Source organism: Silvanigrella paludirubra, assembly GCF_009208775.1.
Classification (GTDB): domain Bacteria; phylum Bdellovibrionota_B; class Oligoflexia; order Silvanigrellales; family Silvanigrellaceae; genus Silvanigrella; species Silvanigrella paludirubra.
On record NZ_WFLM01000004.1, the window covers coordinates 56787 to 72515 of the forward strand.

The window sequence follows — 15729 nt, forward strand, 5'->3', positions numbered from 1 at the left end:
CCTTCGTTATTATTGGATTTCACGCACATCGCGTTGAAGATCATCAAGACTGATTTCACTTTCATCACGAATAAGGCTGACATCCAAAGCAAGCGATTGCATTTCTTTGACAAGAACGTTGAAGGACTCTGGTAATCCAGGGAGCATCATGTTTTCGCCTTTTACAACTGCTTCGTACATTTTTGTACGACCTGCGATGTCATCTGATTTCACAGTTAAGAACTCTTGAAGCGTATAAGCTGCTCCATAGGCTTCCATCGCCCACACTTCCATTTCTCCAAGACGCTGACCACCAAATTGTGCTTTACCACCAAGAGGTTGTTGCGTAACGAGACTGTAAGGCCCAATAGAACGAGCATGGATTTTTTCATCAACTAAGTGATGTAGACGAAGGACATACATGACACCAACTGTTACTTGGCGGTTGAATTTTTCACCTGTACGGCCGTCGTATAAAGTAACTTGTCCAGAACGATCGAGATCGGCAAGTTCAAGGTATTTGAAGATTTCTTCTTCTTCGGCGCCATCAAACACGGGGTTTGATAACGTAACACCTTCTTTATACTTACGAACAAACTGACGTAGTTCTTCGTTTGAACAAGATTTTACAAATTCGTGTACAGAAGGATCATCCCATACTTTGCAAATATATTCTTCAAGTTCTTTACGAGGAGCTGCTTTGTCCAACATTTCATTGATTTTAAGACCAATTCCGCGTGCTGCCCAGCCAAAGTGCGTTTCCATAATTTGGCCGATGTTCATACGTGAAGGAACCCCAAGAGGGCTCAATACGATATCAACAGGCTGACCATTTTCGAGGTAAGGCATATCTTCGATTGGAACAATTTTAGAAATAACCCCTTTGTTACCGTGACGACCCGCTAGTTTATCACCAACTTGAAGACGACGTTTAATCGCAACATATACTTTCACCATTTTGATAACGCCTGGTGGAAGTTCATCACCACGTTTTGCACGAGCTATTTGGGATTCTGTCATTTCACGAACGAGAGCGATTTTTTCGTTCATGGATTTTTTGATTTTAGCTAATAGCGCACTTTTATCTGAGCTAATTACTTCAAGTGATTTAATTTGCTCAATTGTCATGCCAGCAAAAGCTTCTTTGTGAATTTTTTCACCAGAGGAAACTTTATAAACATGTCCTTCATGTTTTGTTTCAAAACTAACAGCAGCAGTTTCATCTACAAAAAGTGTTTCTAATTTTTCAACAGTAGATTTGCGGATGATTTGAATACGATCGCGCTCATCTTTTTTGAGTTTAGAAATTTCTTGTTCTTGAACTTGGATCATACGGCTATCAAGTTCTGCACCTTCACGAGAGAATACTTTAGCTCCAATAACCGTTCCTTGAACTCCTGGTGGAACACGAAGGGAGGTATCACGAACATCGGCCGCTTTTTCACCGAAAATTGCGCGGAGAAGTTTTTCTTCAGGTGTAAGTTGTGTTTCTGCTTTTGGAGTTAGTTTACCAACGAGGATGTCTCCCGGTTTTACTTCGGCTCCAATGCGAACAACACCAGCGTCGTCGAGATCTTTTAAGGATTCATCGCTGACGTTTGGAATATCAGAAGTAATTTCTTCTTTTCCTAGTTTTGTATCACGGCTAATACATTCAAATTCTTGGATGTAAACAGATGTGTAGAGATCTTCACGAACAATACGTTCTGAAACAACGATACCATCTTCGTAGTTGTAACCATTCCAAGGAAGGAATGCCACGACCACGTTTTGGCCAAGAGCTAGTTCGCCCATTTCTGTAGCAAAACCGTCTGCAATGATGTCGCCTTTTTCAACCTTATCGCCAACTTTTACAATTGGTTTTTGGTTAACGCAGGTATCCACGTTTGATCTTGTAAATTTAACAAGAGTGTAGATATCCACTTCCGATGCCACTTCAGTTACATCCGAAGAAACTTCGTTTGCTTTAATCACAACGCGTTCTGCATCCACAGAAATAACAGTACCAGCACGACGAGAAACCACAGTTACGCCAGAATCGGCAGCAACCGTACGTTCCATGCCTGTACCAATAAGCGGCGCTTTTGTGCGAAGCAAAGGCAGGCCTTGGCGTTGCATATTGGCACCCATGAGGGCACGGTGGGCATCGTCATTTTGAAGGAATGGAATTAAGGAAGCTGCAACAGAAACCGCTTGGTTGGTTGCCACGTCCATTAAGTCTACTTCTTCCGCTGTGTAGATGTTGGTTTCGCCAGAACTACGCGCGTTTAATAGGTCGTTTGAATTAATTTTATTTTCGTGGTCAGGATATATACGCGCTTGCGCAATAACATGGTCACGCCATTCGTCTGTAGATGAGTAATAACGAACTTCATCCATAGGAAGACGATCGGTAACGGTACGGTATGGAGTTTCGATAAATCCATATTTGTTAACTTGTGCAAAAGAAGCAAGAGAAACGATAAGACCAATGTTTGGACCTTCCGGCGTTTCAATTGGACAAATACGACCGTAATGTGTTGGGTGAACGTCACGGACTTCGAAGCCAGCTCTTTCACGGGAAAGACCACCAGGCCCGAGGGCTGAAAGACGACGTTTATGATAAACTTCCGCTAATGGGTTTGTTTGATCCATAAACTGACTCAACTGAGAAGAACCAAAAAATTCTTTAACAACTGCAGTAACAGGTTTTGCATTCACGAGATCGTGAGGCATTAAACTGTCGAGATCTTGAAGTTGTAAGCGCTCTTTAATTGCTCTTTCAATACGAGTTAAACCAATACGATATTGATTTTCAAGTAACTCACCAACGGCACGTACACGACGGTTGCCAAGGTGGTCAATGTCATCCACTTTGATTTTTCCGCTACGGACATCGAGAAGACGTTTAACTGTCCCAATGATATCTTCGCGAGTTAATGTGCGATAATCAATGTCGATAGTAAGATCGAGTTTTTCATTTAATTTTAAACGACCCACTCTTGATAAGTCATATCTGTCTTTTTCAAAAAATAAATTTTGAAAGAGGTTACTTGCGTTTTCGAGTGTGGGTGGATCTCCCGGACGCATTCTGCGGTAAATTTCAAGAAGAGCTTCTTCTGTGTTTAGGGTTTTATCAACCATAAGTGTGTCACGGAAAGAAGAGTCCACGTTAAGATCATCAATAAATAAAATTTGGAATGATGTTATGCCTCTTAGCATAATTGCTTCCAAGATTTTTTCAGAGATGTCTGTGTTTATTGGAAATAAAACTTCGCCAGTATCGTCATCGATAATGTCTTGGCCAATCACTTTTCCAATAAGTTCTTCTTGTGGGAAGTGAAGTTCTACAACCCCAGCAGCTTTTAATTGTTTAATATGTAAAGCAGAAATTTTACGGTTGCGTTTTACAAGAGTATTGCTTGGATTTTTTGGATCCATAATATCTGTAGAAGCACGTTGTCCGCGTAAACGATCGAGGTCTACTTTACGGAAAAATTGTCCATCACGATTGAGGATGGTTTCGCACTCATAAAAAGTGCCAAGCAATTCTTCTGTTGTATAACCAAGAGCCTTTAGTAAAACGGTAGCAGGCATTTTTCTGCGACGGTCAATACGGCAATAAAGGATATCTTTTGTGTCAAATTCAAAATCTAACCAAGAACCACGGTAAGGAATTACGCGTGCATTGTATAGAAATTTACCTGAGGATAGTGTTTTGCCTTTGTCGTGATCAAAAAAGACGCCAGGAGAACGGTGAAGCTGTGAAACCACAACGCGCTCTGTACCATTTATGATAAATGTACCATTTTGAGTCATAAGAGGAATTTCACCAAAGTAAACTTCCTGCTCCTTGAACCCACGAATAGATTTTACACCTGTATCATGATCGACATCCCAAATAATGAGACGAATCAAAACCTTTACAGGCGCTGCATAAGTCATGCCTTTTGAGCGGCATTCTTCAACAGTATATTTTGGTTCATCTAGGGAATAACTGACGAATTCAACAGAAGCTGTTGCATCAAAATCTTGTACAGGAAATACGCTCTTAAAAACGCCCTGTAAGCCCGCTTCTATACGAGCATCTGCGGAATCTGTTCCTTGCAAGAATTCAGCGTACGACTTCTTTTGAATGTCAATTAGATTTGGCATTCCAATGATTGGTTTAACTTTAGCAAAAGTACGACGGTGACGGACGAAGCTTGATGCCAGATTGGCCATATTGAGTCCTCTGCGTAAGAAAGAAAGGATACAAATATAAGATTGCTAAATTGTGTGGTGTGCATCAAATGGCATACCATACGTGAGCACAGCACACAATATTTGCACAACAGCAAAAGTCAAGCCATAGAACGTACTGTTCAATAGCTTGACTCTTAAGCTAATAAGACTGGGAAAACAGCAAAGTTAAAATTACTTAACTTCGATTGTTGCGCCAACAGCTGTAAGCTTTTTCTTGATTTCTTCAGATTCAGCTTTAGTAACGCCAGCTTTAAGGGATTTAGGAGCGCCTTCAACTAGATCTTTAGCTTCTTTAAGACCAAGACCAGTAATAGCACGAACTTCCTTAATTACGTCAAGTTTTTTGTCGCCAGAAGCTTTAAGAATTACTTCGAATTCTGTTTGTTCAGCAGCAGCAGCAGCAGGAGCAGCTGCCATCATAGCAACTGGAGCAGCAGCGGATACGCCAAATTTGTCTTCTAATTCTTTAACAAGCTCAGCAGCTTGAATAAGAGTAAGGTTTTCGATGTAAGAAATAAATTGTTCTTTAGTAATAGTAGACATTGTCAGTCCTTTAAAAAATTAAGTTTCATAGCGAAACTATTAGATTAAACACAAAATAAATACGCAATCGGGCAATCGTTATTAACCGGCTTTTTTCTCTTTAATGGCGTTAAGAACTTGAACCAAGTTTCTAGGAACACCATTGAGTACGTTGAGAAGTCCACGGTGTGGAGCAACCATAGTACCGATAAGTTGGCCAAGAAGTACTTCGCGTGAAGGTAAAGAAGCGAGTTTTTCAACAGAAGCTGGAGTTAATAAGGATTTCTCCATATAACCGCCAACGATTTTGAGTTTCTCAAATTTCTTTGCGGATTCAGAAAATACTTTAGCAGCGGCAGCAGCATCACCATAAGCAAAAACAACGCCTGTTTGGCCTTTGAAAAGTTCAGAGATTACATTTTCGTCTCTACCTTCAACAGCTTTTTGAGCAATTGTATTTTTTACTACGTGAAAATCTGCTTGGACTGCTTTGAGTTCACGACGCATTGCCGTAAGCTCTTCAACTGTCATCCCTGAGTAATTAGCTAGGAACACAGCACCAGATTTGTCGAGTGCTTGAACAACACTTTCGCGCCACTGGAGTTTAGCGTTACGATCCAAGAGAGTGCCTCCCCTAAGTTATTCGTATTCCCACAGGCAAAATGGAATTACGAGGTTGATAAACCGCAGGGGTCAAAGTCTATGCGGGATTTATATGATTGCACAATCGCAATATTACCAGCAGTCTTAGACCCTTACGAAACGAAATTAAACTTTATATTCAGCTGGATCTACGCAAACAGAAGGGCTCATTGTGGAGCTTACATACACAGATTTAATGTATGTTCCTTTTGCTGCAGCAGGTTTTGCTTTAACAATAGCATCAATAAATGCTTTTGTATTTTCTTCGATTTTTTTAGAGTCAAAAGAAACTTTTCCAACAGGTGCTTGAATAATTCCGGCTTTATTTACCTTGAATTCTACGCGGCCTGCTTTTGCTTCTTTAACTGCATTTTTAAGATCTTGTGTAACTGTACCAACTTTTGGGTTTGGCATAAGTCCACGAGGAGCAAGGATACGTCCAAGACGTCCCACAACACCCATCATGTCTGGAGTTGCAATAGCTGCTTCGAAATCGAGCCAGCCACCTTGAATTTTTTGAGCAAGATCGTCACCACCAACAAAATCAGCACCAGCTTCTTCTGCTTCGCGGATTTTTTCGCCCTTAGCAAATACTAAAACGCGCACCTTTTTGCCAAGGCCATGAGGAAGAACGACAGCGCCACGAACGTTTTGGTCAGCGTGACGTGGGTCAACGCCGAGATTCATAGCAACTTCAACTGTTTCGTCGAATTTTGCATATGAAATATCTTTAAGAAGCTGGCTTGCTTCGTTCAGATTATAAGACTTGCTAGGATTTACTTTAGCGCTAGCAGCCTTTAATTTCTTACTAATTTTTCTTGCCATAATGATTTTCCTTTGAGGTAAATCGGCTTATAAAGGCCTCCCTCTAAAAAATTTAACCTTTGATTTCTAGACCCATGGAGCGTGCAGAACCTTTGATAAGTTTCTTAGCAGCTTCAATATCGTAGCAGTTCAAGTCTGGAAGTTTGATTTTCGCAATTTCTTCAACTTGTTTTTCTGTTACAGAACCAGCAATTGCTTTACCTGGAGTTTTACTTGCTGACTCAATTTTTGCAGCCTTTTTAAGTAAGTTACTTGCAGGGGAAGTTTTTGTGATAAATGTAAATGATTTATCAGAGTAAACAGTGATTACTGTAGGAAGAACTTCACCAGCTTGTTTTTGTGTACGAGCGTTGAATTCTTTTACAAACATCGCAATGTTTACACCACGTTGTCCAAGAGCTGGACCAACGGGAGGCGCAGCAGTCGCTTGAGCGCCTTTGATCTGGAGCTTAATAAGCCCTGTGATTTTTTTAGCCATTGTACTTTCCTCATATAATATAGCAATCAGCCCAAAAAAAGGTGCGCTTTGGGCGTGAATGCAAACCGATAATACATAATTTTAGGACTTGCAAGGAAAAAGGAAGGAAATAGGCGCTTTTGCCTTATTCAGTCATCTTCTTAAATTCCCTTGTCAAGATAGGAACCGCTTGAAAAAGATCGGCCACAATGCCGTAATCTGCTTTTTGAAAAATAGGAGCATCGGCATCGGTGTTTATCGCTACGATACATTTTGATGTACGCATACCAGATAAGTGTTGAATGGATCCAGAAATTCCACAAGCAACATATAAATTAGGATTTACCGTTTTACCTGTTTGACCCACTTGCATGTCGTAAGGCGCGTACCCAGAATCGACTGCGGCGCGAGAAGCTCCTACAGAACCATGAACAACATCAGCACATTCAAAAAGAATTTTAAAGTTGTCTTTATTAGCAATCGCTCTTCCGCCAGAAACAATAATACTTGCTTCTGTGAGATCGGGACGTTCACTGGATCCTTTACGAACTTCTACCACTTTAGCTGTAATTTTTGAAGCATCAAAACTACAAGAGAATTTTTCTACTGAAGGTTGTGCGTTGGCATCGGCAACTTCAGATGGCCGTACATTAGGACGTAGGGTGATAAAAGTTGTGGGTGCATTAGAAACAGCTTGTTTCGAACATTTGCCAAGATACATTGGAATATCAGCAACAATTGTTTCCCCTTCTAGTTGAAAACCGACAACGTCTGTTAACATAGCTCCATTATTGCGGATGGCGAGACGTGGGAAAAAGTCTCTTCCTGTTGGAGAACCAGGGCCAATAACAACTGTATAGCCGTTCTTTTTTATAATTTGATCAATAGCTTGAATAGTAGGCTCACCTTGATATGTGTTTGTTTCTGGAGCGTCTACGACATAAATTTTAGATGCTCCAAAAGTAGCAAGAGTTTTAGCGTGTTGTTCACACCCTTCGCCCAACAAAACAGCGTGAATGTTTTCTGTTTTGCCACCCATCATTTTTCTCGCTTCTGCGAGAGTTTCGCCAGAAGTAGATTTTAATTTCCCATTTCTAACTTCTGCATACACAAGAACTTTATGAGACATATTATTAACCTCTTATATTTTTATAAAACTTTTGCTTCAGAACGTAATAACTTTGCCACTTCAACAACCATTTCTTCAACAGGTTTACCTTTAAAGATTTTTCCAGGTGCTTTTTCAGGAGGGAGCTTATAATTACGAACTTCTACTTTTGCTTTTTCAGTTATAAGTTCAGAAGCTTTTTTTTCTGCAATTGGTTTTTTCTTCGCTTTCATAATTCCAGGTAAAGAAGGAAAACGAGGGTCATTTAAATTTTGGTGTGGTGCAATTAGGATAGGAAGTTGTGCTTCATATACTTCGACAACGCCGCCTTCAACATCGCGTGCGCCACGAAAGGATTTGCCTTCATTTTGCCATTCTATTTTGGAAATATTTACTAAACTTGGCATGCCTGAAAATTCTGCAACCATAGGTCCTACATTTCCTGCGCCTTCATCCGTTGTATTTAACCCAGCAAAAACGAGATCAGGTTTTTCTTCGGCAACAACTTTTGAAATTGCTAGAGCAACGGAATAGGAGTCAAGAACTCCAGTATATCCCTCTGTGTTTATCCAAACACCACGATCGATTCCCATAGCGAGTGCTTTACGGATGGTTTCTTGAGCGCGCGCTGGGCCAACGCTGACAACAATACTTTCACCTTTAAATTTTTCTTGCGTGCGAATGGCTTCTTCCATGGCGTATTCATCACAAGGGTTTACCATATATTTAAAATCAGATTCATCGATCGATTTTCCACCAGCAGCAATTTTAACCACTGTTTCGGTATCTGGAACGTGTTTTGCAAGCACAAGAATTTTCATTTTAGTCCTCCGGAGAAGGATTGATTGTTAATCAAATAAAAAAAACACCACTAAGTCAGAATGAGATTACTAATTCTAGATAGGGTGTCAATTAGGTGAAAGATTCTTGGTATGCAATTCAGACGATTTATTTCTGTTTATTTAATGTTTCCGTTTTATGCAAACATGGCGACTACGTGATTCTCCAAGGCTTTCTGTTTCAAAACCAGATTCAGTAATAAGTGAATGTTGATGACGTCTTATAAAGGAGTTTTGGGGAGCTAAACTTAGCTCAGGAATATTCTTATTTTTAATCATTTTTTGAATAGCTGTACGTGCTTCTTCAAGAGCTTCTTCAAGATGTTGCTGCTGTTTTTGATCAGCGGCAGATGAATTTAATTGAAATGAATTTCCATTAAAAGAAGGCGCTGTATTTTCTTTATGACTTTTTTCTTTATGTATCATTTTAGGAGCAGCATCTTCTGTTGCCACTTTTTCTTTATGCACTGGTTTGGAATGAGATTCTTCTTTGTGATTTTTTTCTTTGTGAGAAAATTTTATATTTGATGTTGAATGAGATGGTTTTTTATCTTTATCATTTTTTGATTTATTATTTCTTTCGTTACGTTTTGCAAAACGCTCTTCACGCTCACGATCAAATAGTTCTTTAAATTGTTTGTGATAAGCGGCGCCACAAGGAGGTCTGACATTCCAGTCAATGGCTTCTTGAGTTGTTTCTTTAGTTGTGTACTTCCACAAAACGTAAGATTGAATTAAATTAAAATAAGAACCAAATGTTTTTTTTGTGAACGATGAAATTAAACTCCAAATTTCTTGGATATATTGTGCGTCTATTGTTTCATTAGCTTCAGACAATAATGGAAACAAAGAATAAGGCTCTTTATTTTCGTCATTATTATTTAAATAAGCTTCGTACTTTTGTATAGCTGTCAATATATTTTTGCTACTCACTGCTTTTGGAAGAGTATTTCCAGATAAATTAGGAAGCTTATGACCAGTGAATTCAAGTAATAAATAGTCAAGATCAGCAAAAAGGGCAGCAATGGAATGTGAAAACCATGAAATATTTTCGATATCTACATTTTCATTGCGTTGAAAGTTAGGCAAAATATGGAAATGATGCACTATAATTTCGCTAAGAAGTGTTTTAAATGATGAAAAATCAAGGTTTTTTGGAGTAGTCCAGGTTTTTGTTAAGAATGGTTCAAATCTTAAATGAGAATTGAACTCGCCATTGGCTTTCGAACGCGCTTCAAATGCTTGATTCACTGCATAGATAAAAGCATCAGGGTTAATAGATAGTTTAGTAAGTTCAGTCACAGTAAAAAGTCCTATATAGAGTTAAGTGAAAGGCAAGTAATCGCCTTCCAATTGGAATAGTATAGCGGTCTTGCGAAAGTAGGACTACATCCTTATCGAAAGGGATAAACCTTAACGAAAGAAAAGTCACTAATGAATTTGGATACCCATCAAAAAAGGAACACTGCGGCTCGTTTGAAGTTTCTTCGCGAAAAACTATCTCAAGTCCCTCAAAAGCCAGGGGTCTATTTACATAAAGGATATGATGGCGAAATTCTTTATGTTGGAAAAGCGAAGAATTTGATTTCACGCTTAAAAAGTTATTTTACGGGTCTTGAAAATCATACCCCGAAAACGAGAGCATTGGTAGCTAAGATATATGACTTTGAAGTGATTGTTACAGAAAATGAGTATGAATCGTTATTACTTGAGAATAATTTAATAAAATACAATCAACCAAATTATAATATTTTATTGCGTGATGATAAAACATATCCCTATATAAAAATAGATATAAATGAAAAGTGGCCGAGAGTTACAATAGTAAGAAGAAGAAAAAAAGATGGAGCACTTTATTTTGGTCCATTTACGATTAGTGGCCAAGTTCAGCAGCTTATGAATGTAATAAATCGGTTTTTTCCATTGGTAAAATGCAGTTCGACTGTTTTTAAAACGGTGAGCAGGCCTTGCAATTATTATGATATTAAAAGATGTCTTGCTCCTTGTAAGCTAGACGTTAAGAAAGAAGAATATCATGAGCATTTAAATAGTGTAATCGCCATTTTAAATTCAAAATACAAAGATATTTCAAAAAAAATAAAAGAAGAAATGCTAAAAGCTGCTGAAGATATGAAATTTGAAAAAGCGGCCTTATTAAGGGATCAAATTAAAGCACTTGAATCTTTAACTTCGAATCAATCAGTAACGTTAGATGCTGATATTGAATTAGATATTTTTGGTTCATATTGGAATGAAGAGATTGTTACTTTTTACGTGACGAATATTCGAGATGGAAAAGTGGTTGGAGGAAATTCCTATTTAATACGACATTTAACTGAGGAGCCTTCAGAAGAGGGGATTTTAGATAATAAAAAAGTAGAACAAGAAAGAATTTTTACTTCATTTATTTGTCAATTTTATGAAAATAAATCTGTCCCAGAAAGTGTTTTATTTGAAAATGCAATAAATATTATTTCAAATTCAACTTATGAAATGATAAATTCTTTTTTAATAAACAAAAAGCAAGAAAATTTAAATATTAAAAAAACTTTATTTTATTTAAAAAGAGATGTTTATGTTAAATCAATCAAGCATGAAAATAAAAACTTAACAAATAAAATTAAAGATCTTATTTATCATTCAAATCAAAATGCAGAGAATAAATTTATTGAACAAAATAAAATGGATGAAAATAGTAACCAAATGACAATGGCTTTACAAAATTTTTTAAAGTTAGATTCCATTCCTTCATTAATTGAGTGTTACGATATTTCAACCTTTCAAGGTGCAGAAACCGTTGCTTCTCAAGTTGTATTTAAAAATGCTAAACCTTTTAAAAGCGGTTATAAAAAATATATTATTAAAGAAACAGTTGGAAAAGCAGATGATTTCGCCAGTCTTAGAGAAGTGATACGCCGTCGTTTTAAAGATAAGGAAAAAGTGATTTACCCAGATCTTTTAATTTTAGATGGAGGCACTCCTCAAGTTCGTGAAGTTGGTTGGGTCTTAAAATCGTTAGGTTTAGGGCATTTGCCGTTTATTGGGATTGCTAAATCAAGGGGAGAGTCTAACTTTACATCTTCACAAATTGTAAATTCTTTTGAACGTTTAGTTGTTCCAAAGAGAAATTCGGATGGAGATGTCTTACCTGAAGAAGAGCCCGAAACAAAAATATTAAAACAAGGGTCTTTTGAATTTAAACTTGTGACTCAATTGAGAGATGAAGCGCATCGTTTTGCCATTACGTTTCATAGACAAAGAAGAGATAAATCTTCTATGAAATCCGTATTATTAGAAATAAAAGGGTTGGGACTAAAAAGAAGAAAAAAATTAATAGATATCTATCCTAACTTAAAAGATATTCTGCAATATCCATTAATTGAAGTTTCTGAAAAAACGAATATTCCTTTAAATATAATTCAAGAAATTGTTAAAAAGATAAAAGATCAAAATTCTTAATTTAAGAAATAAAATAATCCAATATAGAAATTTTTAATGTTTTCTATTTTATGAAATTAAGAATAAATTTTTCTATTTTGTCTTTGTGCATATAGTGGTTGGTTTTGCCTTGCATTGACAAAAATATTTATTTGCTAAAGCGGCATTTGAATAAATTGAAATAAGAAAAAGAAAACTGATAATTTTGATTTTAGGAAGCATAAAAACCTCACCGTATTTTAAATATTATTTTTTATGGTAGACAAAGGTAAATTATTTTAATATAAAATAATTGTCAATTATTTTTAAAAAAAATTAATTTTTATTTTGTGAGTCATTTTTATAATATTATTTGTTTTTTATAGTAAATTAGACATCATAGATTATTTTGATTTATAAAGTCAGAACTGGAAATAATTATTTTTAATGTTGTATTATTTCGTTCAGCGTTTAATATGATTAAATTTATGAAAAATGATTAACTAATATTACATTTTCAGTTCGCATTAACAACCATCGAACGAAATTCTTCCATTGTACTTCCAGGATCTACAATATAGTAAGTAATAAAATCACCAAAACTTTCTCTAAAAGATTCAACAATAATGTATTTCATTTCATCAAACATTTCTGCTGTAATATTAAATTTAAAATGTAGCGCTGCAATATCATTTACAGTTTCTTGAGTTAAATTACCATTGAAGTAATCTATAAAAAAAGGTGCTTGTCTTCTAATAATGGATTCTCTATAAGCAGAATTATTTTCAGGAAAAAAACCTTCATTTTTCATAATAACGGATTTTTCAGCGAGCAAGTCATAAAGATTACCTAGTATTTTTTTTACGCCAGCTTCATTTTGAAGAATAAAATTCATGTAAAACTGTTTTCCCCACCTTACATAAGCAAGATCATTCTCTCCTGGTATTTTGATGTCTTCTTTATTAACTAAACTTTGAGAATAGTTATTTGGAAAAGCAAAAGAATTTAAAGAAGTCGCTAATACAGAAGTGGATAATAAAGTTATAATGCATTTTTTCATAAAACCTCCATATATTTTAAAAATATTTTATTTAATGAAACCATAACTTTTGATGTAGAATCTTATTTAATTTATTTAACAAGTTTGCTGGATTAGAACCTAAGTAGTATCAAACTTTAGAGAATTGTTTGATGAAAGGCAAGTATTCAAATCAGAAATGTTTTATTCTTAGTGCAGCAGGGCTAATAATTCCTCAATTACAGAAATTAATTCTTTTTCTTGTTTTTCATTAGAGGCATTCATTAAATAAACATACGAAGTATTCGTCTCTTTTAAATATTTCATTTCGGATAAAAAACCATCGGTCATACCAGAATGGCTGAATTCGTTTAAAGAATTTGTATATATACCCAAACCATAACCATCTTCAATAAAATGATCGGTTATTTTTTGAGGCATTGTAATTGATGAGTCTATTTCCTTTTCATAAAAATTAAAATTTAACATTTGTTTTATTTGAAAAGGTGATAATAGCAAATGATTGTCTTCAGAAAATAAACTTCTTATAAAAGTATTTAAATTAGATGAATTCGAAACTAAGGATCCTGGTCCACTTGCGACAGATAAGGAGTTATTTATGGTTTCTTTTCCTAAAAACTCTTTATCGTAATAATTATATCCATTCATAATATGGTTATGTTTATTTATATGGATTTCATTTTTTGGCAAGTGATTTATGTAGAAAGTATTCTTTAAATTTAATTTTTCAATAATTCGTTTACTAATTTCATGGGATAAGGTGTTTTGAGTGACATGTTCAATAATTTTTTTTGCTAAAACATAATTTGTATTAGAATAATAAAAATAAGATCCTGTTGTAAATAAAAGAGAGTTATTTTGAATGGAATTTAATATTTCATCTGCTGAGATTTCTAGGTCTAAATTATGAATATTTTTAATTGAAATTTCTGTTCCGTCATTCGTAAAATTGGGAATACCAGAGGTCATATTTAATAAATGTTTAATTTTAATTTCATGCCATAAAGGATAATTGTTAGGAAAAAATTTTGAAACGGGGTCTTCTAAAGATATTTTTTCTTCGGATTCAAGTTGTAGCATGACTACAGATAAAAAAGTTTTTGAAGCACTTCCTATTTGAAATAAACTGTCATTAGTAACAGGAGAGCCTTCTAAACTTTGTAAACCTACATTATAAGTTTGTGGTTTTCCTTTATTAAGAAGTGGCGATTGAATTGTAAAGGACAATCCAGTAGCACCAAATAATTTTCCTTCTTTGTAAATGATATTTTCTAATTTTTTTTGGATATTCATTTTAATTAACTTTAATTTTATTTCAGTTTTTATGAGTAACTCTAAAGTCTTTTGGGCTTTGGTAATTAGGCAAAGACCATATTCCTATTTTTTCTTTTTTTGCTTTTTTTTCGGCTTCAAGATAAGGAGTGACATCGAAATTTTTATCCATTTTTCCTTTATAAACTTCTGCCATACCGGAATCTACCATTTTTAAATTGACATTTAATTTTTCTAGAAAAATTTCAGAGAGGGAGCGTCCAAAAGGATCGGTAGCATAGTTTTTTAACGTAACTGATTTTCCTTTGATTAAATTATTTATAAAATCTTTACTCTCTACACCGTAAGGCTGATTTACTTTATTTTTTCTATTGGATACTTCTGGGGCATCAATTCCTATGAGTCGAATTTTCAGTTTCATATTGTCTGTACTTAATACTTGGCAGGTATCCCCATCATGGCATTTTAAAACTTTGTATTTCAATTCCGTATCGGCAAAGGCTGCTTGTGAAAATAGAATTGTATTTAATACTAACATGTTACGAAATATATTTTTGATTTGTGGAGTTATCATTCTTTTCACCTTTAAAACTATAATAATAAACGAGAAGCTTGTTGTTTTAAGCTAATTAAGTAACTTAACGCATTTAAAGTTCTTGTACCATACCAACTTAAATTTTGACCATCTGCTATTAAATAATGGACATTTACTAAATTAGCTTTTTGGAGAAAATCGTCAATATGTCTTTTTTTAAAGGGATAAGGTTCGGTACTGAAAAATAAAATTTTACAGGTTTTTAAAATGGGATCGGTTTCATTTAATATTGGGTAGCGTTTATTTAACTCGTTTGAGGTTAAAATTAAATTTTGAAAACCTACAAGTTTTAACATTTCAGAGATATATGTTTTATCCCCAGCAACCATCCATGGGTTCCGCCAGATAAAATAAATACATTCTATAATATTGTTTTCTTCAGACTTACATTTTAATAATAATTCTTCTGTTTCTTTTGCCCATGGTTCTACTATAGATTGGCATTCAAAGATGTTTCCAAGTTCTTTTACAAGCGCAATGGAGTCAGCACCAGTTTTAGGAAAAGAGTCTATGATTTGGCAGTTTTTAAAATGCTCATTTTCATAAATTTCTTTTCTTATTTGAGAAGTATTTTCTTCTTCATTTATGACAATGTGAGTTGGTTTTAAAGAAATAATTTTTTGAATATTGGGATCTTTTGTTCCCCCTATTGCGGTTGATGTTTTTCGCAAACTTTTTGGAGAAATACAATAATTTGTGCATCCTACAATATATTTTTGAAGACCAAGATCGCAAAGGCTTTCTGTTAAACTTGGCACTAAAGAAACAATGCGCAATGATTTTGTCATTTGAGACCTTCAAATAAAAAAA

The 15729-nt window shown here is 35.2% G+C and carries 13 protein-coding genes; 1 reads left to right on the forward strand and 12 read right to left on the reverse strand.

What is annotated here, in order from left to right:
* Positions 1 to 9 precede the first annotated feature (9 nt).
* The 8 genes from rpoB to GCL60_RS10930 all read right to left on the reverse strand — a co-directional run bounded on the left by rpoB (position 10) and on the right by GCL60_RS10930 (position 9898).
* On the reverse strand, positions 10 to 4182 hold the full coding sequence (gene rpoB / locus GCL60_RS10895) for a DNA-directed RNA polymerase subunit beta (protein ID WP_153420686.1): 4173 nt from the start codon (positions 4180 to 4182) through the stop codon (positions 10 to 12).
* 192 nt (positions 4183 to 4374) lie between these two features.
* Positions 4375 to 4746, reverse strand: coding sequence for a 50S ribosomal protein L7/L12 (gene rplL / locus GCL60_RS10900; RefSeq protein ID WP_153420687.1), 372 nt, complete (start codon positions 4744 to 4746; stop codon positions 4375 to 4377).
* An 81-nt stretch (positions 4747 to 4827) separates the two neighbouring features.
* Positions 4828 to 5346 carry a 50S ribosomal protein L10 gene (gene rplJ, locus GCL60_RS10905; RefSeq protein WP_153420688.1) on the reverse strand — a complete coding sequence of 173 codons (519 nt, stop codon included), beginning with the start codon at positions 5344 to 5346 and terminating at the stop codon, positions 4828 to 4830.
* 147 nt (positions 5347 to 5493) lie between these two features.
* Positions 5494 to 6192 (reverse strand): 50S ribosomal protein L1, encoded by a 699-nt coding sequence (gene rplA / locus GCL60_RS10910; protein WP_153420689.1) that lies wholly within the window; start codon positions 6190 to 6192, stop codon positions 5494 to 5496.
* Between the two features lie 52 nt (positions 6193 to 6244).
* The gene (gene rplK / locus GCL60_RS10915) at positions 6245 to 6670 is read right to left on the reverse strand and encodes a 50S ribosomal protein L11 (RefSeq protein WP_153420690.1); all 426 of its coding nucleotides are present in this window, start codon (positions 6668 to 6670) and stop codon (positions 6245 to 6247) included.
* A gap of 124 nt (positions 6671 to 6794) precedes the next feature.
* Complete coding sequence (locus GCL60_RS17425) at positions 6795 to 7778, reverse strand: electron transfer flavoprotein subunit alpha/FixB family protein (protein WP_153420691.1); 984 nt, start codon at positions 7776 to 7778, stop codon at positions 6795 to 6797.
* Positions 7779 to 7798: 20 nt separating this feature from the next.
* Positions 7799 to 8578: an electron transfer flavoprotein subunit beta/FixA family protein gene (locus tag GCL60_RS10925; RefSeq protein WP_153420692.1), complete on the reverse strand. Its 780-nt coding sequence runs from the start codon at positions 8576 to 8578 to the stop codon at positions 7799 to 7801.
* A 141-nt stretch (positions 8579 to 8719) separates the two neighbouring features.
* A complete protein-coding gene (locus GCL60_RS10930; protein WP_153420693.1) occupies positions 8720 to 9898 on the reverse strand; it encodes a R3H domain-containing nucleic acid-binding protein in 1179 nt (392 codons plus the stop codon).
* Positions 9899 to 10030: 132 nt separating this feature from the next.
* On the opposite strand from GCL60_RS10930, the gene uvrC reads away from it, so the two are divergent.
* Positions 10031 to 12055 (forward strand): excinuclease ABC subunit UvrC, encoded by a 2025-nt coding sequence (uvrC, locus tag GCL60_RS10935; protein WP_153420694.1) that lies wholly within the window; start codon positions 10031 to 10033, stop codon positions 12053 to 12055.
* 475 nt (positions 12056 to 12530) lie between these two features.
* On the opposite strand, the gene GCL60_RS10940 is transcribed toward uvrC, so the two are convergent.
* The 4 genes from GCL60_RS10940 to GCL60_RS10955 all read right to left on the reverse strand — a co-directional run bounded on the left by GCL60_RS10940 (position 12531) and on the right by GCL60_RS10955 (position 15707).
* Positions 12531 to 13073 (reverse strand): globin family protein, encoded by a 543-nt coding sequence (locus GCL60_RS10940; protein ID WP_153420695.1) that lies wholly within the window; start codon positions 13071 to 13073, stop codon positions 12531 to 12533.
* A gap of 168 nt (positions 13074 to 13241) precedes the next feature.
* Entirely contained in the window at positions 13242 to 14345 is a 1104-nt protein-coding gene (locus tag GCL60_RS10945) for a serine hydrolase domain-containing protein (protein WP_153420696.1), read from the reverse strand.
* Positions 14346 to 14367: 22 nt separating this feature from the next.
* Positions 14368 to 14898: a thermonuclease family protein gene (locus GCL60_RS10950; protein ID WP_153420697.1), complete on the reverse strand. Its 531-nt coding sequence runs from the start codon at positions 14896 to 14898 to the stop codon at positions 14368 to 14370.
* A 17-nt stretch (positions 14899 to 14915) separates the two neighbouring features.
* Positions 14916 to 15707 carry a helical backbone metal receptor gene (locus tag GCL60_RS10955; protein ID WP_153420698.1) on the reverse strand — a complete coding sequence of 264 codons (792 nt, stop codon included), beginning with the start codon at positions 15705 to 15707 and terminating at the stop codon, positions 14916 to 14918.
* Positions 15708 to 15729: the final 22 nt, after the last annotated feature.